This is a genomic window from uncultured Dokdonia sp. (assembly GCF_937910895.1).
GTDB lineage: Bacteria > Bacteroidota > Bacteroidia > Flavobacteriales > Flavobacteriaceae > Dokdonia.
Map to the genome: position 1 here is coordinate 1 of NZ_CALEMI010000075.1, position 23079 is coordinate 23079.

Annotated in this window: 13 protein-coding genes; 8 read left to right on the top strand and 5 right to left on the bottom strand. The window is 34.5% G+C overall.

What is annotated here, in order from left to right:
- Positions 1 to 593 (top strand): cupin-like domain-containing protein (locus Q0505_RS09190; RefSeq protein WP_299211808.1); only part of this gene is annotated, 593 nt, incomplete at its 5' end.
- A 118-nt stretch (positions 594 to 711) separates the two neighbouring features.
- Here Q0505_RS09190 and Q0505_RS09195 read toward each other — a convergent pair.
- Positions 712 to 1521: a S24 family peptidase gene (locus Q0505_RS09195; protein WP_299211811.1), complete on the bottom strand. Its 810-nt coding sequence runs from the start codon at positions 1519 to 1521 to the stop codon at positions 712 to 714.
- Positions 1522 to 2335: 814 nt separating this feature from the next.
- Between Q0505_RS09195 and Q0505_RS09200 the strand changes: the two genes are divergently transcribed.
- From Q0505_RS09200 to Q0505_RS09220, 5 genes are all read left to right on the top strand, one after another.
- Positions 2336 to 5836, top strand: a complete 3501-nt coding sequence (locus Q0505_RS09200; protein ID WP_299211814.1) for a hypothetical protein — start codon at positions 2336 to 2338, stop codon at positions 5834 to 5836.
- Positions 5837 to 5997: 161 nt separating this feature from the next.
- The gene (locus Q0505_RS09205) at positions 5998 to 8367 is read left to right on the top strand and encodes a hypothetical protein (protein WP_299211817.1); all 2370 of its coding nucleotides are present in this window, start codon (positions 5998 to 6000) and stop codon (positions 8365 to 8367) included.
- Between the two features lies 1 nt (position 8368).
- Complete coding sequence (locus Q0505_RS09210) at positions 8369 to 8785, top strand: hypothetical protein (RefSeq protein ID WP_299211820.1); 417 nt, start codon at positions 8369 to 8371, stop codon at positions 8783 to 8785.
- 346 nt (positions 8786 to 9131) lie between these two features.
- Positions 9132 to 9491: a hypothetical protein gene (locus Q0505_RS09215; RefSeq protein WP_299211823.1), complete on the top strand. Its 360-nt coding sequence runs from the start codon at positions 9132 to 9134 to the stop codon at positions 9489 to 9491.
- A gap of 156 nt (positions 9492 to 9647) precedes the next feature.
- Positions 9648 to 9998, top strand: coding sequence for a hypothetical protein (locus Q0505_RS09220; RefSeq protein ID WP_299211826.1), 351 nt, complete (start codon positions 9648 to 9650; stop codon positions 9996 to 9998).
- Positions 9999 to 10221: 223 nt separating this feature from the next.
- Here the strand turns inward: Q0505_RS09220 and Q0505_RS09225 are convergent, their stop codons facing one another.
- A complete protein-coding gene (locus Q0505_RS09225; protein ID WP_299211828.1) occupies positions 10222 to 12414 on the bottom strand; it encodes a T9SS type A sorting domain-containing protein in 2193 nt (730 codons plus the stop codon).
- Positions 12415 to 13169: 755 nt separating this feature from the next.
- On the opposite strand from Q0505_RS09225, the gene Q0505_RS09230 reads away from it, so the two are divergent.
- Positions 13170 to 16955, top strand: a complete 3786-nt coding sequence (locus Q0505_RS09230; protein WP_299211831.1) for a T9SS type A sorting domain-containing protein — start codon at positions 13170 to 13172, stop codon at positions 16953 to 16955.
- Between the two features lie 377 nt (positions 16956 to 17332).
- Positions 17333 to 18097 (top strand): patatin-like phospholipase family protein, encoded by a 765-nt coding sequence (locus Q0505_RS09235; RefSeq protein WP_299211834.1) that lies wholly within the window; start codon positions 17333 to 17335, stop codon positions 18095 to 18097.
- Between the two features lie 194 nt (positions 18098 to 18291).
- On the opposite strand, the gene Q0505_RS09240 is transcribed toward Q0505_RS09235, so the two are convergent.
- From Q0505_RS09240 to Q0505_RS09250, 3 genes are all read right to left on the bottom strand, one after another.
- On the bottom strand, positions 18292 to 19641 hold the full coding sequence (locus tag Q0505_RS09240) for an ATP-binding protein (protein ID WP_299211837.1): 1350 nt from the start codon (positions 19639 to 19641) through the stop codon (positions 18292 to 18294).
- A 53-nt stretch (positions 19642 to 19694) separates the two neighbouring features.
- Positions 19695 to 22283, bottom strand: a complete 2589-nt coding sequence (locus Q0505_RS09245; RefSeq protein ID WP_299211842.1) for a hypothetical protein — start codon at positions 22281 to 22283, stop codon at positions 19695 to 19697.
- 158 nt (positions 22284 to 22441) lie between these two features.
- Positions 22442 to 23077, bottom strand: a complete 636-nt coding sequence (locus Q0505_RS09250) for a hypothetical protein (RefSeq protein WP_299211845.1) — start codon at positions 23075 to 23077, stop codon at positions 22442 to 22444.
- Positions 23078 to 23079 lie beyond the last annotated feature (2 nt).

A 23079-nucleotide genomic window follows, 5' to 3' on the forward strand; every position in this document is an offset into this window, starting at 1 on the left:
CTACCAATTATCGTATTTTTTTATATAATTTGATGAAAGAAGTACCTGCATTAAAACATGATTTTAAATTTCCTAAAATAGGACTTCGATTACTAAAGCAACTCCCCATGCTATTCTTTGGGGGAGAAAATAGTAAGGTATTTATGCATCATGATATTGATTGGGCAAATATCTTACACTTTCATTTTGAAGGGAAGAAACAATGTATTCTTTTTCCCCCTAGTGAGACCAAAAACTTATATAAAGTCCCTCACAGTTTGATCACAAGAGAAGATATAGATTTTGATCATCCCGATTATGAGAAGTTTCCTGTATTAAAAAAAGCAAAAGGCTATATATGTCATCTCAACCATGGAGAGACGTTGTATATGCCAGAGGGATACTGGCATTTTATGAAGTATGAGACGCCTGGATTCAGTATGAGTTTACGTGCGCTTCCGCGAAAGCCAAAACACCTCCGATATGCGCTGTACAATGTCTTTATTATGCGCTATTTTGATAACTTTATGCGTCATCGAAAAGGGCAAGCTTGGATTGATCAGAAAAATGAGGAGGCTATTAGAAATACGCACAAACTACATGGGTTGATATAGAGACTGTTGTAAAATATATGTGTAATTAGTACTTTTTGAGTATATGCTTCTGTCTGCCGAAAGGCAGGTTCGCGAAAGCGTACATAGAAATACATTAATAATTATAGTTCACATACAATTAATTTAAAAGCTTTTGTTGCAGATTTTCTTCTAGGTCTACCACTTTACTTTCTAACTCATGAAGACGATGGTAAATATCTACAGGTTCTGGCATTTGCTTGGATGCATACATTGTTACATACCATACTTCCATAATATCTTCGGCATTCATGGTGTAGGTAGGATAATTTCCATCAGTGTTATCACTCTTTAAAATAAGCTTTCCTCGCTCTGCAATTCTATTAATGGTACGTTTTAAGACAATGCCATCGTTTTTACTCACAATCACATACACACGACCGTCTTTAATATCGTTTAAGTCTTCTACATATTTGCCAAAAACAAGATCTCCATCAAAAAAAGTACGAACCATAGAGTTTCCATGTACTTCAAAACAACGGTAGGTGCCGTTGGTAAGATGTGGCATGTGAAAGGTAGGAAGTGTTTCGATATATTCTGTATCTCCATATCCATCTAGATAGCCTGCTCTTGCTTTTATAGGAACATATACAACATTCTCCTCGCCTGATTGATTTACGGCTACTACTTGAGGCATTCCAGAATATGTTTGAATTTTTGAAGTATTTTCTTTAAGCATGATATCGCTTTGCCCAAAGAGATAATCAGGATTGATTTTAAAGGTTTCTATAATGGACAATAGCACATCATAGCCAGGCTTTGTTTTTTTTCGAGAGCCATCAGACTGAGGTCTACCATTTACAATGCTGTCTACAGTTGTTCCGGTAACGCCAATCTCTTTTGAAAAGGAAAAATTGTTGAATCCAAAATGCCGGATAATGTTTTTTATCTTATCATTTATAGTTTCCATAGGGGCAGTTTTTTATTTTGCATTTTGCGAAAAAAATAACACAAATGTTTGTTTTAAGTTGCAAAATGTTTTATATTTGTACGGTAGTTAGCGCTAAATTACAAAAAAATGTCGAATAATTAAACATTTGTAAAATATATTTGACATTATACAATAAACAGATGGTAGCAAGAACCTAGGAGTTACGAGTGATTATTGTAGAATATATGAAAATGAAGAACACTTTTCAAGCACCACTTTAAGAAAAGCGTTTATAAGATCCTCAAGTGAGGATGGGTATGAACTTAATAACTTTTTAAAAGCTGTGAAAAAATTAATGATCCTTTAGTAAACTCTTTTTTAGGGACAGTATGCAAGGCATATTGACATCCCTTACATACTAACAGTCCTATTTGTATAAAGAGCGTATCTTTTAAGAACACGCTTTAAAAAAAGAACGATATTCCATAGTTTTCTAACATATGTGATGCTTTTTTTAAGAAGTTATTTTTATAAAAATAGAAAAAATCTAGGCGTATATTAAAACTTCATGTTGAGGTAATAATAAATTGACATTATACCTGTCAGCATGGGATTCCTATGCCCACATGTAACTGTAGCAAACGATAGACAATAAGCCTACAATAGGCTATCATCATCTGGTTTTAATACAACCCACTAGATCTGTATGGAGTGCTTTTAAATAAAAGCCTCTTGACCTTTACACAATGCTAACGCCTAGCATTTGTGATCATCTTACCAAACACCTCCAAAAAAACGAGACCATAATCTCAATAGGACACCTATGTCCAATTTTAACTTTAAATAATAAAAAATGAATAAGAAACCTTCAAAAGCAAACCTGTTTAGGTTTGTCACTTTAAGAAACCCGCAACTAGTAGATGAAAGTACCAATACGATAGGGTTTGTCTTTCATCCGGATACAACTCAAAGTAATTTTATTACAGTGGCAGAGACCAGTGATGAGGCATCAAAAAAATTAAATTTAAAGGCAGCTCATACAGCCTATACTGCTTTTCAAAATAAAAGCGAGATTCGGAATCAGAATCAAAGTTTGTATGATTTTTCGTCTTGGCTAATGCGTACTAAGAATGTGTTATCCTATGCTAGTATTTATGATAATAAAAAAACAGCCGTTGAGTTAACAGAAACTCAAGAGTTATTGATTTGGGAAAATCTTTTATATCAAGCTTTTGAAAATACAGCTACTCATGTGCGAAATGCCTTAATTCAAGTACTCGTTGCAAACCAATTTTTAAAGGCATTTGAAACGTTCAGGGCAGGGTCTACAGAAGAAATTACCTTTACTGAAGATCAAGTAGAAGAGTTTGTACGAAGAGCAAATGCAGTAGTTGTGATTCCAAGAGTTTTAACACAATTAGAGTCAATAAAATCTAATGGGATACACCGTAAACCTCTTAATAAAGAAGAGGCAAAAAGAGATAATACAGTAAAACGTGTCCTTTTAGAAAGAGAAGTTGAAAACTATAAACAAGTACGGTCAGAAATAGATAAAATAGAAACCTTATACGATAAAGAAAACAAACGTGCTTTTAAAGAAGCATTAGATCTATTTAACAAACGAGTAGATGATGTGATTGCTGATAATCCCAATAAAGGAGAACCTGAAGGAGACACCCCTGCGACAGATAGGAGTGCTGATTTAGTCGCTATGGATAGAGAAACATTTACATTTACACCCGTAGATCCAACAGGTGCTTATTTAACAACTAGGTTGTCAGATAAAGCCTTAGGATTTATGACTTCTCAAAAGCTAGTAGAAGAGCTTCCTTTGTATGACACTTTAGGGGAAGTTAACGAAGCCATAGGAAGACGCATTCAAGAGCGTAAGCAAGAAATAGGAACATTAACACCACTGTCACCTCAACCTAAAAACATCCGTATTGCAGGAAATGTTGTGCCTTTGGAAACAAGAGCAGAAGCACAAGACGGGGACTATGATTATAACTTTATACCACTACATGAGCAAACTAATGATGGAACTCGTAATATAATCTTACAAATTTTTGATCATGTGACAGGTTCTAATATTACAGGTGCTGATTATAGCATTTATTTTCCTCAGACAGAAGATAGTTTTCAAAGTGTATCTTTTGAAATACTGAATGATGGAGATTTTTTAACGATAGCATTATTTCCAGAAGGTATCGTTTTCCCAGAAGGGGCAACTTATTATTATTTAGAAGGGTCTTTAGAGGTTATAGGCGGGGAGTTTAATATAGATAGAAACATCTATGTTAATAGAGCTACTTATGGTTATTTTGATGAAGTAACTCCACAACCCAGCACAACACTCCCAGACAAAAAAGTCTTCGGTTTAACAAGTCTAGGAATTGCAGACTTTAGACGTGTAGAACAAGAAATCTTGTGTTATGTTCCTGGAGAAGTATCGCATATAGAAAATATTCTTGCACGCGAGTACAAAGAACGTAGTACCCGAAGCCTTACTAGTTTACAAACAGAGACAGAGACAACAAGTGAACGTGAAGTAGAAAATTTAACAGACACGACAACTACAGAACGTAGTGAGTTACAAACAGAAGTATCTGCGGTCATCAATGAAGACGAATCTCAAAACTATGGAGCTACTGCAAATTTTAGTTACAGTCCTAAAGCAACAGGAGTTTCTTTTAATCTTGGTGCCTATGCAGATTTTTCTTCCTCTACCTCTACGTCAAATTCAAATTCTCAAGCACAATCGTATGCGCAAGAAGTAACTGAGCGTGCTTTAGAGCGTGTGGTGCAAAAAGTAAGTACACGTCGTACGTCTATTATGTTACGAGAATTTGAAGAAAATAATGTGCACGGTTTTGATAATACGTTAGGTGATCAGCATATTACGGGTGTATACAGATGGGTTGACAAAATCTATAAAAACCAATTGGTGAATTATGGCAAACGACTCATTTATGAATTTACCGTTCCAGAACCATCACGTTTCTTTAAAGAGGCCATAAAAAAGCGTCTTGAGGATGGAGATACTAACACAAATGATATGGTGGAGCCTATACCACCAGTAACCTTAGAGAGTCAGAATATAAATAGCCCAGTAGATCTTGATGCTGAAAACTACCAAGATGCTGCAGCATTATATAATGCCGAGGTAAATGCATATCTGGCTCCTCTTTTAAGAATAGGAAAATCCTTTAGTCATAAATTTTTTGGAGAAGAAGCGCAAGGACATGATAGCTTTAATAGAAACGCTAAAGATTATGAAATGGAACTTCCTGAAGGCTATAGATGTAGTGCGGTAGATATACGGGGGAACATTATAAGAGAAGGAAACGGAGGTACTGCTAGTGCAGCTATTTACATAGGAGATAATAAATTTTCATTTGGTACGACTAGTAGTTGGAAAGATATTGAATATGATAATGCCCCTCTCAATAATCTGATCACAGGGGTACTTCCTATCTCTATCGCAACAGAAGACGTAGAACCTATTAATTTTAATATTGTAGCGCATTGTTACCTTAATTCTGAACCAAAGCAACAATGGCAGAACGAAACCTATAATGCCATTAAAACAGCGTATCAAGAGCGTCTTGCTGAGTATAAAGATGCGAAAGCTATTTTTGATGCGCCAGTAACTGAAACTACAGAGGATGTTAGATTTAACCCGTTGTTTAACAGAAGTCTTGAACAAAAAGAATTAAAGCGTCTTTGTATCGAGCTGATGGCAGAACAATGTGATCTGAATTTTGCTCAAGATCATTATCAGGGTATGAATCCAGAGACCTGTGTGAGTCCAGTAAATGCATCGCAAGCCTTACAAACACATGCAGAAACAGTGCGTTTCTTTGAGCAAGTGTTTGATTGGGATTTAATGGCTTATACCTTATATCCATACTTCTATGCAGCTAAAAAAGATTGGGTAAAATTATTCCAACAAAGAAATGGTTCTGATCCATTATTTCAAGCCTTTTTACAAGCAGGAATGGCACGTGTGGTTTTACCAATACGACCAGGATTTGAAGCCGCTGCCAACTGGTACTTAGAAACAGGCGAATTATGGACAGGTCAAGGCATGACCACAGATAATGAAACCTATCTTTCTATTATGGAAGATTTACAAAGTGTACCGGGAGAAGTAGAGTCTACTTGGGAAACCAGAGTCCCTACCTCTCTTACCATTGTACAAGCAAAATCTGCGATACTTGATGAAGGAGGACTTCCTTGTTTTGATCCTAAAGGAGAGCTTGAAAATACAATCTTAGAAAGTGAGCAGACTTTAAAGGGAGCTACAGGAACAGAAACTCCTCCTGAAGAAGGAGGCGGCGAAGCTACCTTTTAAGAGGTATTATTTAAAACCTTATCTCTTTTGCGAACGTTAGTAGTGGTTACGCTTTCGCGAAAGCTAACACAGTCCATATCCTATTATACAGGATATGGACTGCGATAAGGCTATGAGGCACGTGTATGCGGGTGGATATAAATAACAAAAAAACATAAAAAATGAGCAAATTTAAATTTGCAGACCAATTAGGGTTTAGTCCGCCCATTGTGTTTGAAGAGGATACAGGGTTTGAAGAGGGTTTTTTTACTTGGCCAATAGACTTTGAGGCTTTAGGAAAGGATTTGGCAAGTGGTACCCCAATTCCTTATTACTATAAAAATTATGAGGCAGATCGACAGACAATAGTAATAAAGGATGAAGTTGGCGGAGATCAGGAGATTGATTATGAAAGTCAAATTCCTATGAAGATAGATTCTTCTAGTGGAGAAAAGCGAAGCTTACAATTAGTAGGAAAATTAAATAAAAAATTAGGAACTGTTTCTATACGACAACATAAAGTGTTGTTTGATTTTAAATTAGAATTAGGGAAGTCAATTTCTTTTGTTAAGAAGATTAAATACGCACATCAAGATGAAGTAGCTATTGAGTTAACATCAGGTAGTTATGAAGATTACTCTGCTTTGTCTAATTATATAGGTGCTAGAGAGAATGAACAAGTTAGAAACAAGATCATTAATGCCTTTAATAAAGCTTTCAGAAGTACTTCTGAAGATGAAGAATTATTAAAATGGTTGTATCAGAGAGCTCCGAGATTTGTTATCAGTCAACGTGGAGATGAACAATTGGTTAAAGATTTAAAATTATTAACTGCATATGATTTAGACAGTTGGTTTATAGACACAGGTTCTGCAATATTAAATATCATGTATGGATTTAATGATCTGACAATTGCCTATAATGATTTTAAAAAACATCCAGAAGATGTACTTAGGATATATAATGCTCTAAGCGATGCTAAAAAAGTAGATTTTACAACTTTTATAACTTCTATAGCTAGCTTTATTAGCGGGGAAGCCTCTGTTGCAAAATTTCTTATAGGAAAAAATTATATAGTAGATAGTAATCTGTCTGTAACTGATAGTCAGAATACAGTGTTTTTACAACAATATACATATAGGGAAGGAGCAACAGTGACAACATCTGCTGGTGGCGTCGGATTTCCTGGGGGGAGTATGAGTATCGGAACTTCTAAAATTAGAGAGGTTGTGCAACAAATCCAAACAAAATTTAACCCTTTGGATCTTATAGCTTTAGAAGATGAAGTCACTGGTGATATACGTTTTGCATCTGCCTTAGAAGTAAAATTTTTTTCTAATGAAACAGAATGGAATACTATTATTACAGGAGTAGCTATAATCGCTACTGTAGTTGCAACACTAGTTTCTTTTGGAGTACTTGGGGCTGGTGCGACAGGAATAGTTGCAGTCATAGCTGTTACAGAAATTGCTGTTGGTCTAGGTGACCTTATTCTTATTTTTAGAAAAGCACGTTTAAAAGGAACAGAAGAAGGTGATTGGTTTATAGAAAATTGGGAAAAAATAAGTATCGCAACTGCTGTTGTGAGTATAAGCTCTGCGATACGTCAAGGTGTTATAAAAAATGGACCTAAAACATTAGCTAGATTGCGTAGATTAAAAGGTGCAAAAGCCGCTGCAATTAGGGAACGTATACGTGTATTACTTTTTAATGCAATCATTAATGTAGAGATCGCAAACTTTGGTAAAGTTTCTTTTAAAATAGTACCTTTTGAAAGCATACGGGCTATAAATGGCTTATCTATAACTATACAAAAAGCACAACGCTTATGGAATCTTAATGTTTTGGTATTAGATGCTATAGTAGATGGTAAATTAGTTTACGCATTATACTATAGAGGACAAGTTATAGCAAGTGGTGCGGCAAAAGAAATTAATGGTTTTATAAAGAATAAGATATTTACCCACGCTGCAAAAGATCAAGAGATTTTAAAGTTTTTGGATGAATTGTTGGAAATAGAGAAGTTAGGGTTAAGATTAGAAGCAGGAAATTGGTTTTGGAAAAACGCTTCAGGAGTTGAACTTAGATGGGCTAAACTTTCTGAGAAAGTGATTTTAGAAAATATTAATAAAGCTTTTAAAAGCCCACCTACTATTGGTGCAAAGTTTGAAGCAGAGGTTGCAAAGAAAATGTTTGAATTAGCAAAGCGTTTTGGAGATGAAATAACAGATTTTTCTAATAATGTAACACAATTAAAGCCTCAAAAAAGATTGAATGGGGATATTGATTTTGGAACAAAACAATATATTATTGAAGCAAAATCACAATTGCATAACAGTCATAATATTGAACAATTAAAGGTTCAAATGCAAAAATATTTACCTATCAATGAAACCACTTCTTTAAAATATATGAATCCTTTTAAGAAAAAAGTTGTTGTAGTATATGACAATTTAGGTACATTTAATTTTAATAATATTATTCTAAAAGAATTAAAAGACCAAGGAGTTATTTTTATTGAAGGGGTAAACAATCTTAAAAAACTTTATTAAAATGAATAATAAATATTTACTACTAAAGAATTACAAGGAAAAAGAAATTATTGTTAATTCAATTGAAAGCATTGCGGATAAATTAAATCTTAGAAAAGAGAAAGAGAATCTGTATTCTAGTTTAGCAGATTTAGATTTATATTTAGATGTCAATGATGAAGATTTTCATTTTTTAGGAATAAGAGTAATGAATTCTGAAGAATTTAAGAGAGATAAAGTAATTGTAGATGAGGAAGAATATTTTATTGCGCTATCTATAGATCACGAATCTTTTGAAGAACGATTTATACATATGTTTTTAAAAGAATTTTTGCCATTTTATCCAGAAATGATAATTGCTGATGAGTCAACCACACAATTTTATACTATTGAAGATTTACAAAATAATAATATTCCTTGGTTACAAAGATCGTTTTAGAATAATCAGAAAACAACAATGTATCTTATGATGCTAAATCATAGCTTTTTGTATTTTGGAATAGCTAGGGATGCCTTTTCTGGTTGTAGGAAATGAGGTTTTAGTTTGGTTTTACTCCATACGGCACCCGTCACAGACGGGCGCTAGCAGGGGATATTACTAGAATAAAAGAGGAAGTTGCTTTAATTTATGATGATCTAGTAAAGTCGGGAAAAGATTTTACTAAACCTCCGTTTAAATATAATTCCATGAATAGTGATAATACTTTTCAAGTATTAATTGAATTTGATAAATTAGGTAATTTAACAAATGCTTATCCTTCAATTTAAATATAAAAATGATAATTATGAAATTTAAAAAATATGATATAAACTCAGCAAATGTGCCAGAACATTTAAAGACATTCGATTATGGTGTCGATTATGATTCTTTAATTGAAAGTGAAAAAAGTTTATTTCAAATAAACTCATATAGGTGGACTGTTCAAGAAGTTCAAAATATATTGGATGAAATTAGCATATTAGAGGGTGAAGAGAGGTATGAATATCAAGTTGAAGGTGGGAACTTAGGTATTTCTATATATACAGATGAAGTATATTTTTTTGACTTAACAAATAAAAAAGAGGAAGAAGATTTTATATGGTCTACAGAAAGTTTTATTTTATTCTTAAATGAGTTTAAGGCTTTTTTAGAAGATAATCAATAAATTATCTAAGACAGTAAAATAGATAGTATTTATAGAAGACCTAATAAGATTAGAGATTAGTTAGGAGATGTAAAAATGACACACTAATATTTATGCTTTTTTATTGCTTTTAGCGAAATCGTATTCTAATATTTTGAAAGCATAAAAAGCAAGACTATGGAATTTCAATATATGCAACAATTAAAAGATAATCCTAACTTAAGACCTTCATTTCTTCCTGAAGAATCAATGAGTGAATTAGAAATTATTGACTTAAGAGATAAATATAATGATGGGAATGAGTTTCCTCTTGCTTTTGAAGAGTTTTTAAATATTTCTGGAAAAGTTTGCCATATAGGTATAGATACTGATTATGAAGGGATATTTGAAGATTTTATGGAACTTATAGAAGATTCAGGCTATATGATTGACAGACCTTTTTTTGTAATAGATAGATTAGATAGTCAATTTAGTGGTTTTTTCTTAGATGAAGAAAAAGAAGATCCAGACATATATATATATATATGATCCTTATGGAAAAAAACGCGGAGACTTCCCTTTATTTAGATCAGCAAATGGATTTACATTTTCAGGATTAGTTAACGAGAAAATTCGTCGTATAAAATTAAACCTTCCTGATTAAGGATTATTGAAAAGTAAAAAGACCGTCAGAAGTGATGGTCTTTTTATTTTTCGCAAACCTGCTTATCGATAGACAGGAGTGTAAATTATAAAATCTTTTAAAAGATGATCACTCCTTTATAATCTTCATCGTTTGTGACGAGTTTTGAACTTGATCTACAATGGATAAAAAGTAAATACCTGTTGTTAATTTTTCTAGATTTAGCGTAGTGCTATTAGTGGTCATCTGCTTGGTTTCAGAAAGCACTTTTTTACCATCTATGCTATATACAGTAAATACAACATCTCCTTGATAGTTTCCTGAGATTTGTAACAGGTCATTTACAGGATTTGGAAATATAGTCACAGATGTGACAGAGACTTCCTCTGTGTTTAACGCAGCTCCAGAAAAGTAAGCAAGTCCTCTATTAAAAACATCTTGCCCTATTTGTTCTCCTAAAATACGACCAGGAATATCATCTATAGGTGGGTGAATACCTCCCCAGATTCTAGATAAACTTGTTTGGTCTGAGGCATCTTTATACGTAGCCCATTGTAAGGTCATATTCACAGAAGGACCTTCTTCAAAAACAAGAAATTCATTTTGAGTTACCTCAAAGGTGCCAACACCTCCTGGAAAAAACGGATCGCCAGTCACTAGTGTTAGGATTTCTGCAGCCGCACGAGAAAAGGTAGAATGTCCAGAAATATATCCTGCAAATGGAGGCGTCACAAAGGTTGGACGTTGGTAAGGCCACCATCTGTTGGCATAAATCCAGTCAACACCTGCGACATCGGTATCTGGGTTATCTATATAATCAGGACCTTTCCAAACGTTCATTTTAAGATCGCCTACAAATTCATTATTGTCTCCCGCAAGCGGGTCTCCTACTTCAATCACTTCTATCAGTCCGTCAATAAGTGGAAGTCCGTGTGGGTCATAGCTTCCCAAAGTATTATCATCACTCTGTCCTTTACCTGCCATATACCGCAAGGCAGAAATAGGACGGATATAATCATAATAGCCTTTGATACCCCATGTATTTACAGCACTATCATGCATGGCAGCACCTAACAAGAAATAGGTTTTAACATCCCATTCTAAATCACTTAAGGTTTCTCCTTCGCCCCCAATCTTTTTCACCGTAAGCGGATTGTCATTTACATAATTCAAAATCGTAAACCAGTGTCCAGGAGGGGTTTCTGAGTCGGGACCATCTGCCCAAAATTCAGCAAGTACTCTCGCATAATCTCCTCGAGGTACCATTTGTGTTGGATAAGGCTGTCCAGTAGCAGGGTTTACATCGTGCCCGATACTAGCATCACCACCGTTTTCAAAATCGTAAAAAGCCTGATATTCTTCAAACGTAGTTGGATAGCTTTGTATGTTACCAATACTTGCTGGGGAGATATCTATCATTACTCCATCGGCAGGATCTAGATGTTTTGACCAAGAGGCCACCAAGCCAAATCCCCATTTATAAGGATCTTCTAAGGCATTGCCATCAGAATCTTGAATAAGTGAAGGTGCTCCTGGATCGTTATATACGTAATAATCAAAACCATTCACAGGGAAAATCTCTAAGTTTTCTTCGCTTAAAGCGAAAGGAGTTACTACTCCCCATTCTGGACTTAGGAAATCAGGGACACCTCCAGGAATTACGTTACCCGATTGATCTATGAAAAATTCAAAAGCCAGAGGTTGCCATCTGTTAGGGTCAATGTCATTAATGTCTTCGTACATATCTAATACTAATGGATCATTTACTGGAAGGTAAGAGGTGTTTCCATAATCAAAATCTTCATTAGATCCATCTTGTAATCCAAAAGCAATCATTTGCTCAGCCATATAGTTTCCTAAAGCGGCAAAAGACCCTGTGCTATAATCGGTGTCTGTAAAAGAAGCATCATAAGATAAAGAAGCAAATTTTGCTTCTAGTGCAGGTAACGTGTCATCTTCTCCTGGAGAGCCATCAAAGCGATGCATTAATAATCTGAATACCGCATAGCTGATTACCTCGTCTCTAGCAGCTTCAAGATCGGCTTCATTATCTGGAATAGCAATCCCATCAAAAGGTACTTGAAATCCTCCAAAAGACTTTCCTAAAAATAAAGGCACAGAGGTGTCGTCAAAAATAGACCAAGCATCATACATCAATACAGACGAATGAAAAAGATTACGAGCATGTACCGTAGGACGCGCAAAGTCATTACGGATCGCTTCTAAGAGTTCTTCACTCCACTCCCTCGCTATAGATTCTTGTGAATTTGCAGAAATAGTACCTAAACAAATAAGTAGCATGCAGAGTAATGTTCGTATCATAATGTGATTTTTTTAATAAAGAAATTCAATAGAATGATCAATACTTCATTTCTGAAGTTCATGTAAATGTATGAATTATCGCCAATTAATAGCAAATACCTCCTGTTAAAAAAGGATAGGAGTGATAAAATAAAATAGTTTTATACCCCTGATACATAAGCAGTAAGTTTTTTATAAAAAATAAATGACAAGATTTTATTTGTAGCATTTTTTCAAAAAAACGAATTGTTTTGTTGTAGATACTTCCTTTAATTTGGGAATCATACGGCTACTTCCAAGAAGCGTCATCTTATGGAAGTTATTTCGTAAACGACTTCTAATCAATGTTGCAAAAGAAAGTAAGGGGTAGTAGAAGTTTATGCTTTCGCGAAAGCGTACCCTTACAAAAAAATAAAAAAATTAATCATCCATGGAATATCTTAACTGATACCAAAAGCTGAGGTCATTCAATATTTAATTACTCAGCAAATATGAAGAGGTAGTATACAGTTTTTTTGCGCAGTACTATTTATAGTGTCATTTTATAAAGAAAGATATAATCTCTTTGTAATGATATTTATCATAGCTTTTTAAAGCACGCCATTTTTGATGTTTTGAAAAGGTGTTTTTTATGCTTGTTTTCCAGCGTCATTTTATGGGTTTTCCATAGAAATAAGGGTTCTGAGTTTTTTTAAGAATAATCTTGCTAGTATTGAACATGTTTTTCCTAATTTAACTAATAACTAATTTATTTTTAACAACTTATATCAACCAAAATGAAAAGAATTACGATCGCTATTTTGTGTCTATTTTGTGCGTTTACAGTGTACGCTCAAGACGGATCAATGTCACCTACCTCGTATGGTCAGGCAACATATATGAGAGAAATTCCAGCACTCTCTTCTATGGATAATATTATTTCAGCTGCTGGATTTGAACATGTGGCTCCTCCAAAACGAAGAGGATCCAATACCTTTATACCTGGGAAAGGATTACCTGCAGGACCAGATCCATTACTTCAAAAACAAGTAGCCGTACAACCCATACAAGGAAGAGCTCCTATTGCTTCTTTTGGAGCACATCAAGGAACGGTACTTAATGATCCTACGGGAGCTATTGGACCTAATCATTATGTATATGCATTTAACTCTGGTTTTGGGATCTTAGATCGCTCAGGAAATGTCTTATTGCCTGAAGCTTCTTTAGGTACCTTATTTCCTGGAGAAACTCTTGGAGATCCTGTCGTAGTATATGATCGCTATGCAGATCGTTTTATTATTATGGAGTTCAGTAATACTCCAAATGGTTTTTTAATCGCCGTAGGTCAAGGACCAGATCCTGTGAATGACGGATGGTTTACGTATCGTTTTAATACAGGTTCATTTCCAGATTATGAAAAACTATCTATATGGAGTGATGGATACTACATTACAGCCAATAAAGATCAAGGGTCTATTACGACAAGCGAGGTGGTATATGCCGTAGAAAGAGACGAAATGCTCGTTGGAAATCCTAATGCACAGTTAATAGGTTTTCCATTGCCGGGGGCTTCTAATAATGGATTTTATAGTCCAGGAGGGTTTAATGCCACAGGACCTACATTACCACCTGTTGGAGTACCGCATCCTATTGTATATATGCAAGATGATGGTTGGAGTGGTGTCTCACAGGATAATTTAAGTATTTGGGATATTAGTGTCAATTGGAATAGCCCTGCAAGTTCTTCGATTTCGAGTCCGCAACAAATTAATACAGCTCCTTTTGATGCCGTATTTAACGGAGGATCTTTTAATAACCTAGATGAACCAGGAGGAGGTCCTAATATTGACGCTATTCAGGCGACAATGATGTATATGACCAATTATAGACGTTTTGGCTCACATAATTCTGCGGTCATGAATTTTGTAGTTGATGTTAGCGGAAATGATACCAAAGCAGGAATACGATGGTATGAGCTCCGACAGACAGGAGACAACCAACCGTGGACTATTTATCAGGAAGGGACGTATTCTCAGCCTAATCATAGTACATTTTGTGCAAGTATAGGAATGGACTTTCAAGGAAATATAGGATTAGCATATACCATTGTAAGTAGTTCTGTATTTACTTCACTACGGTATACAGGAAGATTGGCATCAGATCCGTTAGGAACAATGACCGTAGCAGAGCAAAATATTGTAAACGGAAATGCGCAAACCAATAGACCTGACGGTCGTTATGGAGATTATGCTCAGCTTACGATAGATCCAACAGATGATTTGACGTTCTGGCATATAGGAGAGTATATGAATGGCAGTGCTTCTACGGTAAGAAAAAGCCATGTGGCGGCATTCCAAATTGGAAATGCGGTGCCAGATTCTGATCCTCCATCTACGCCTACAAGTTTAGTCGCTTCAAATACTGGAGCTACAAGTACAGATTTATCTTGGAATGCCTCTACAGATAACATAGGAGTTTCTGGATATGACGTGTATCGAAACGGAGCTGTTATTGGAACAGCTTCTAGTACGGCTTTTACAGCAACGGGTTTAACCCCATCTACAACGTATAGCTTTTTTGTGATTGCCAAAGATGCAGCAGGGAATCAATCAGGACAAAGTAATTCTGTAAGTGTGACTACAAGCGCAGTAACAGCGTGTAGTGGTGGTATCTCTTCATTCCCATATACAGAGAGTTTTGAAAGTTCTTTAGGTGTATGGACACAGGCAACAGGAGACGACTTAAACTGGACTCGAGATTCAGCAGGAACACCTTCTACAGGTACAGGTCCTGCGACTGGAGCAGATGGAGCTTTTTATCTATATGTTGAGGCATCAGGAGACGGGGTAGGTTTTCCAAATAAACAAGCTATTTTAAATTCGCCTTGTTTTAACTTAAGTAGTGCAAGTCAAGCCACATTTTCTTTCCAATATCACATGTTTGGATCTACCGATGCGGGAAGTATTGCGCTAGAAGCCAGTAATGATGATGGAAATTCGTGGACCTCTATTTGGAGTCAAACAGGGAATCAAGGAAACCAATGGAATCTTGTTGAATTAAATCTTGCAGCCTATGTAGGAAGCGGACTTCAATTGCGTTTCAATAGAATCACTGGAGGCACTTGGCAAGCAGATGTTGCTATAGATGCTTTTGAACTTACGACCTCTGGAGGCGCAGATACGCAAGCACCTAGTAATCCTACAAGTTTAACCGCTACAAATACCACCACGACCACGACAGATTTAAATTGGAATGCCTCTACAGATAATGTAGGAGTTACTGATTATGATGTATTGCAAAATGGTGTTGTGATTGGAAATACCGCAAATACATTTTTTGATGTTACAGGACTAACACCAGCGACAACCTATAATTTTACAGTAGTTGCAAATGATGCTGCTGGAAATCAATCAGGATCAAGTAATACCGCTTCTGTTACGACAGGGAGTGTTGGAGGAGTCGGATGTACAGGAGGCATCTCTTCATTTCCATATACAGAGAGTTTTGAAAGTTCTTTAGGTGCTTGGACACAAGGAACAGGCGATGATTTGAATTGGACACGAGATTCAGCGGGAACACCTTCTGCTAATACAGGACCTACAACTGGGGCTAATGGTACTTGGTATGTATATGTGGAGGCATCTGGGAATGGGACAGGTTTCCCAAATAAACGAGCGATTTTAAATTCGCCTTGTTTTGATCTGAATAGTGCTTCTCAAGCAACTTTCTCTTTTCAATATCACATGTTTGGATCTACCGATGCAGGATCTATTGCGTTAGAAGCAAGTGATGATAATGGTACGACGTGGACATCTATTTGGAGTCAAACCGGTAATCAAGGAAATCAATGGAATACTGTAAGTCTAGATCTTGCAGCGTATGTAGGAGACGGTCTTCAGTTACGTTTTAATAGAATTACGGGAGGTACTTGGCAAGCAGATGTTGCTATAGATGCGGTCTCTCTTACTACAGGCGGAACAAGCAATAATTGTGCTGCTGCTGCATTAACACTTACGATTAATCTTGATAATTATCCAGAAGAAACCGCTTGGACATTACAAACATCTGGAGGTGCTACTGTAGCGAGTAATAGTTATTCGACAGCAAATCCCGATGGTTCTACCGTTGTAGAAAATATAAACGGATTATCTTCTGGCGACTATACCTTTACAATCACTGATGCATTTGGTGATGGTATTTGTTGTGGATTTGGAAATGGATCTTACACACTAGAGAGTTCTGAAGGAGTGATTGCTTCTGGAGGAGATTTTGGAGCTTCTGATGTGACTAACTTCTGTGTTGATGCAAGCAAGTCACAAGCATTAAGAACACAACCACTAGCAGGAACGGATACGACGATGTTTACCATATATCCAAATCCAGCAGAAACGGTGCTTCATATTGATGTACAAGATCAAAGCATTGATAACATTAAAGTGTTTTCTATGTTAGGAATGTTGGTTACAGAAGTTAAAGATGGAGGTATTCAAAGTATTGATGTTTCCAACTATAAGACGGGAACCTATTTTATTAGAATTACATCTGGTGATACTATAATCACAAGAAGATTTATAAAGAAGTAATTTTTATATTAGGTAACAATTTTAATTAGCGTACAGGAAACCGTTGAAGCTTGCTTCAACGGTTTTTATGTTATATATAAATGAGATGTTTTAAAGATAAGACCTAAATAGGTTCTTTCATTCTTTTTACGCTTTCGCGAAAGCGTATTTTAAAAATCCTACAGAACTATTGTATCATCAAATGAGTCAATGTTCCATATCGCTATTTTATATATAATCATGTGTTAAGCTAAACAAATTGGTTTAGTTCTTCAAGTTTTGGTATAATTGTATTTTAGAGTTTTAAATATAAAATAGTACTAACTTTAAATAATGACAAGAGTCATAACACTTGGTGGTGAGATACACTATTTTGGTTTTTCAAAAAAGCAGCATACATGAAAACAGGCTTAGTGCTCTCTGGAGGAGGTATAAAAGGAGTTGCTCATATAGCAACACTCAAAGCGATTACAGAGCAGGGAATAAAAATTGATTATATCGCTGGAACGAGTGCAGGGGCTATTGTAGGAGCGCTTTATGCGGGAGGATATTCTTGGGAAGTAATATTAGAATTTTTCACAAAAACCTCTATTTTTAATTTAACTCGATTTGCTCTTAAAAAACCTGGTTTTATAGATACTATAAAGTTTGAAAATGATCTAAAGCTTTATTTTCCAGATGATTCTTTTGAAAAACTAAAGATTCCACTTACCATTACGGCTACAGAGATTGAGAGTGGTAACTCCAAGGTATTTAATAGCGGTCAACTTATATGTCCAATTCTTGCGTCTTCTGCTTTTCCAGGGGTTTTTACGCCTATCGAGATCGATGGGGTGTTTTACTTTGATGGAGGTGTGATAGACGACTTTCCAGTAGAATATTTGACAGAAACATGTGATTATATTATTGGATCGTACGCCAACCCGCTGAGTGAAATGTCTGTAGATTCTCTAAAATATTCATACCAAGTTCTTAACAGGGCTTATGAAATAAATCTTCATCATCACGTCTATAATAAATTTAATAACTGTGACATTTTTATCTGCGCACAAGAGCTTTCTCAATATGGTACATTTAGTATGCGTAGTGCAAAGAAAATATTTGAAATAGGGTATAAGGAAGCAAAAAAAGAGTTGCTTAAATATCAGGTTCAGGATAGGTAAAATGGCATAGCTTTGATTGAAATATTCATTTGGTATAATATAGATGAATCTTCAATTTTTGAAAAGGGATTGTTGCTGCGTACGCTTTCGCGAAAGCGTACTTTTAATGAATCTTATCAGATAGATGCATTTTTCACCTCAAGTTGATGTATGGTTGTGTACTTATTTTTAGACGAAATAACTGAATTATATAACTACACATTTAATGTTTTTCCTTCTTTTATATACTCTTTTTTAATTCCTTCAAGAATAATATCATAGGTAATTATAGTTGTGCCTTTTGCTATGGTTTTTAAACAAGCATATTGTATAATATTCACAATATTAGAACCTGTAATGGCAAATTTTCTAGCAATACTTTCTAAGGAAACTGCTTCTTCAAGCGTAATATTGTTTGGTAAGTTATTTCCCCATAATTGTAAACGTTCCTTATGCGTTGGAGTTTCAAACTCTATAATAGATTGAAACCTACGCGTGAAAGCAGTGTCAATATTGTTTTTAAAGTTAGATGCTAAAATCACGAGACCTGGATGTGCTTCTATACGTTGTAACAAATAAGATACTTCTTGGTTTGCATATTTATCGTGAGCATCTCTTACATTAGTACGTTTTCCAAAAATGGCATCGGCTTCATCAAAGAACAAAATCCAATTTTTATTGATAGCTCGATCAAATAGGCTTGATAAGTTTTTTTCTGTTTCTCCTATGTATTTAGATACGACCATAGATAAGTCTATCCTGTAGACATCTTTTTCTGTATATTTTCCGAGAAGTCCTGCGGTTAATGTTTTTCCGGTGCCTGGAGGTCCATAAAACATCACTCGATAGCCTGGCTTAATCTTACTTTTCATATTCCAGTCATGTAATAAAATGTCATTAAACTGTAACCAAGTTTCTATTTCTTGAATTTCTTGTATTGTTTTATCATTAAGGACTAAATCATCCCAAGATAACTCTGTTGTGATTAGACTTGCTGGAAAATTTTGACTTAGTGTTGGTTTAATCTCTAAACCTATGGTGAGTTTTGTAAGCGCTTCTTCTTGTATTAATAACTTCCCACTTAATTTAGGTTCTCCATTAGGAACCTGCTCTATGTATAATACGTTACTTTGAAGTAATGAGTTGGTAAGCTGTAATGAAGTAATGATTTCCAATCGTCTATCAATATCACTCCCAGCCAAAATATAGACCACGGTCTCTGCTGTAGGTAGTATCCCTCTATGATTTTTTCCTTTGATACCTCCAAATTCAGGAAATTCACCTCCATTAGGTAAAAATTCTGAAATAATGCTACTCAAGAAATGAGGAGAGATATGGGGCGCTAATGCAAGGCATATACATATAATCTCTTCAAGAGAAAGTGCTTCCTCTTTAATATACTGACCTAATATAGATGTGTTATCATCTAGATTTAATGTCGGAATAGGAAGCTCTTCATTTGTTAATTCTAAAGAAAGTCTATAAGATATATAGTCTTTTAAGAAACTAAATATAGGAGTTACAGATGCTGTAGTAGCTGTATTTTCAATTTCGGTGTCTATCATTTTCAGTATTGTTTTGATAATTAGTATTTATAATTTAGAAGCGGTGTACACTACTATTTTGGTGTATTGGATTTAGAGCTATTTACTTCGGTAATTACGCTATCTATATATTCATTGTCATCTAACATACTTTTTAAGTAGGTATAACTACTTTGCCCCATGTGCCTAGATAAGGTAGGTTCATAATAGGTCCATTTTTCAAAGAAGCCTACGGTGTTTGTTCCTGTTTTAGTCAGTATTTTATCATTGTAGGGAATTAATAAAGTGGCAAGTTGTTTTCTCTCTGTATCAGAATATTTACCAGACATAAAACTTTCAATATCATCTACCGTAATTTTATGGGGTAAAAAGACAGGGTAATATTTTATATTACCTTCTATAGCCTCAACATTTGAGTCTGATTGACGTCCCCAATTTGTAAAAAGGTCACTCAAGTATTTGGGAATTTTATTATAATTAAGAGCCGTTGATAAATTGACAACAACATTATCTTTTTCAGATTCATCTATGGTGTGAAGGTCAAAATCATCTTCAATAAATTTTTGTAAGAGATGGTTGAGGTATAAACTTTTACTATTTATGATATCGATAAAAACCACCTTTTTATTAGCAAATAGTGAATCTTTTGTTCTAGCTTTAAGGTAATTGTAAATATCAAGGTTACTTAGTAAGCCACTGTTGTCTATCACGCCTGCATCCATATAATGACCATATCCTTTAATTTTTGCAGCTGGACTCAACCCTGGGAATCTATTGGTCATAGATACTGCCTGATAGTAAGGCAACGTTTTATCTTTATGCTTATATAAATCTGCTAAGTTATCTGCATTAGGGAATATAGCATCAAAGGTATTATTGTCTTTTACAGACCATAATATACCTCTATTGGCTCTTACTCCTGCTGTATTCATAATAAGAGAAGGGAAATAGCCTTTACCACTTTCTTTATTTTTAAACGCCTTTGCCCAATAATGTCTATAAGCCATATCGTTTAAGGTATTTTTATTAGGGGTGCTTTCTATATGATTTTGATATTTAATCATAGAATAATATGACCTGTCTTGTAGCCCCAAGCCATTGGTTAATGGCCAGACTTTTCTATATAAGTCCAGTCCTAACGTAAATGTGAGATCTGCAGAGGCATAATCTTCTCTTGAGATGGCATCTATTTTTTCCCTTAATAAAGTATCATTTGTACCATATTCTGCATATAATCCAGTGTATACTGCTAGTCCTAGAGACCCTCCAGAAGCTCCAGATAACGATATGGTTTGATTTAAAAAGTGATGATTTGTTTCTTCTTGAATTTTTTGTAGCACATTAATCGTCCAAGCATTAGCTTTAAGACCCCCTCCGTACGATGAGACAAAGAAAACGCGATCATTTTCTATTTGTTTTATTGCTTTTATAAAATCTGTTTCAGATACTATTATTTCTGGATCAGTAATATTTGCTACGGTTTCTATTTCATGGGTTTTTTGCTCAGCAAAAAAGAAAGAATATACAGAGAGTACGGTAATAAATAAGATGCCTAAAAATGCTAGTTTATAGGTCTTGGTTTGATAATACCTTTTATCAGTATGCTGCACTGTCAAAGGACTATTTGCCACAAAAAAGTATTTGCCAATATTAGCAATCATCCAATAGTATGCGTATAAATAAACGAGTAAAATAGGAATGACATTTCCATGTAATGAATATCCTAATAAAGCCGCAATATTCCAATAGACAATAAATAAGATTGAGATGATAAAAAGAAGAACAAATACTTTTAGATAATGAACCGAATCCTGAAAGTAGATTAAGATTTTAATAAAAAACCGAAGCTTGTTTTTTTTGTCTAAATTATGATATACATCTGTTGTTTTTGACCGTACAAGTCTAAAGAAAACATAACAAAACATCATGCAATACGTACATAACATCATTAAGATAAATCCATATCTACTAAATATAGTATCACTTATTAAGATGAAGGTGAGGAGCAGTGCAGAGAGCAACGCCGCCAGAAAATAGTAGCGCGTAATTCTGGTATATAGCGCTGTTTTATCTACTATTTTATTTTTGACTATCCTATATTTTATAATAGTGTAAATGATAATAGGAAAGCAAAAGAAAATTCCAATAATCCAAGTAATTGCTTGTAAAGAAACCCCGAGATGATCATTAAATAAGAGATTAGGACGCACACTTTTGTAAATGAAAATTACCCAAACGGCATAAATAAAAATACCTAATGTATAGCGTAATACATTTGCTGCGACACTAATTTTATAATCTTTCTTACCAATGCTATAAATAAAGTAAGGGTATGACCATTTATATTTTTTAAAAAAGGTAATAGTTACTCTTTTATCTTCCCATGAAACAGCTCCTGTACTATTATTAAAGCCTCTTGAGTAATAGGTATATATAGGATAATGTGATAAAGTAAGTGCTAGGGCATTTACAAAAATGAAACATAGAAATAAAGAAAATTTATCTTCTTCAAGCATATATACCATCATGGTATATGCTTGATCCATCTTAAATAAGATAAGTAAGATTATCCCTATAACTAACAAACTGAGGAAGGAAGAATTCATAAAATCTTTTATAGACTTTCTTAATCCTCTAATAAAAGTGACTACGATTTCTGTCATGGTAATGCTTGTTATGGGTACTAGGTTTGTAAATAGCTTATAATAAATATATTAATTTTGTTAGTACGCTTTCACGAAAGCGTGTACCTTCATTTTTAAATTTATTTGATGATTCGCTCTTTAATACATGTTATTTTTTTGATTTATGGACATTATTATTAGCTATCTATTCGTAATGACTCATATAGATTTTTAAATTCTTTATAATCAAAATCTGGAAAAATTTTAGGCATATTTTCTTTAAAAATATCCACATTAGGTTGATGCTTTCCTGTTGAAATTTCTACAAGCGTATTTTGCCACCATCCAAAACCTCTAGATAGGCTCAATAATTCTAAATATCCTTCAAAGTCTACATGAAGGGGACTTACAGAACTGTCTGAATGTACTAAGTATAGCCCTTTTTTATCTTCTCTTCCTATATAAAAACCTACAAAACCATCACTATCATAAAATAGGTCTAATGGTCTAAACCCTTTCATATCTGGTGCCCAATCATTACCTCCTAAATCATCATCCCAAGCGTCAGTCATCATTTTTTCAAAAGGAATAATCTCAAAACTACCTTCGGCTTGGATATTAGATTCAGGTTTTGTTTTCCAAAATATTTTCCACCAATTCAAACATTTATAAAATCGAAGAATAGTTTTATCATCAATATTTTCAAATTTTGAAAAATCTATTTCTACTGCACGAAGCTTTCTATTGTCTACATCTAATGATTTGACATCACTAATAGGATTAAATATGTTATTGTATACCTCTATAAACCATTCTCTATCTTTTTTTTCCATGT

What these genes read in the sequence shown, in the direction of transcription:
- Q0505_RS09195 (WP_299211811.1), bottom strand. Translation starts at nt 1,521, where the DNA reads ATGGAAACTATAAATGATAAGATAAAAAACATTATCCGGCATTTTGGA.
- Q0505_RS09200 (WP_299211814.1), top strand. Translation starts at nt 2,336, where the DNA reads ATGAATAAGAAACCTTCAAAAGCAAACCTGTTTAGGTTTGTCACTTTA.
- Q0505_RS09205 (WP_299211817.1), top strand. Translation starts at nt 5,998, where the DNA reads ATGAGCAAATTTAAATTTGCAGACCAATTAGGGTTTAGTCCGCCCATT.
- Q0505_RS09210 (WP_299211820.1), top strand. Translation starts at nt 8,369, where the DNA reads ATGAATAATAAATATTTACTACTAAAGAATTACAAGGAAAAAGAAATT.
- Q0505_RS09215 (WP_299211823.1), top strand. Translation starts at nt 9,132, where the DNA reads ATGAAATTTAAAAAATATGATATAAACTCAGCAAATGTGCCAGAACAT.
- Q0505_RS09220 (WP_299211826.1), top strand. Translation starts at nt 9,648, where the DNA reads ATGGAATTTCAATATATGCAACAATTAAAAGATAATCCTAACTTAAGA.
- Q0505_RS09225 (WP_299211828.1), bottom strand. Translation starts at nt 12,414, where the DNA reads ATGATACGAACATTACTCTGCATGCTACTTATTTGTTTAGGTACTATT.
- Q0505_RS09230 (WP_299211831.1), top strand. Translation starts at nt 13,170, where the DNA reads ATGAAAAGAATTACGATCGCTATTTTGTGTCTATTTTGTGCGTTTACA.
- Q0505_RS09235 (WP_299211834.1), top strand. Translation starts at nt 17,333, where the DNA reads ATGAAAACAGGCTTAGTGCTCTCTGGAGGAGGTATAAAAGGAGTTGCT.
- Q0505_RS09240 (WP_299211837.1), bottom strand. Translation starts at nt 19,641, where the DNA reads ATGATAGACACCGAAATTGAAAATACAGCTACTACAGCATCTGTAACT.
- Q0505_RS09245 (WP_299211842.1), bottom strand. Translation starts at nt 22,283, where the DNA reads ATGACAGAAATCGTAGTCACTTTTATTAGAGGATTAAGAAAGTCTATA.
- Q0505_RS09250 (WP_299211845.1), bottom strand. Translation starts at nt 23,077, where the DNA reads ATGGAAAAAAAAGATAGAGAATGGTTTATAGAGGTATACAATAACATA.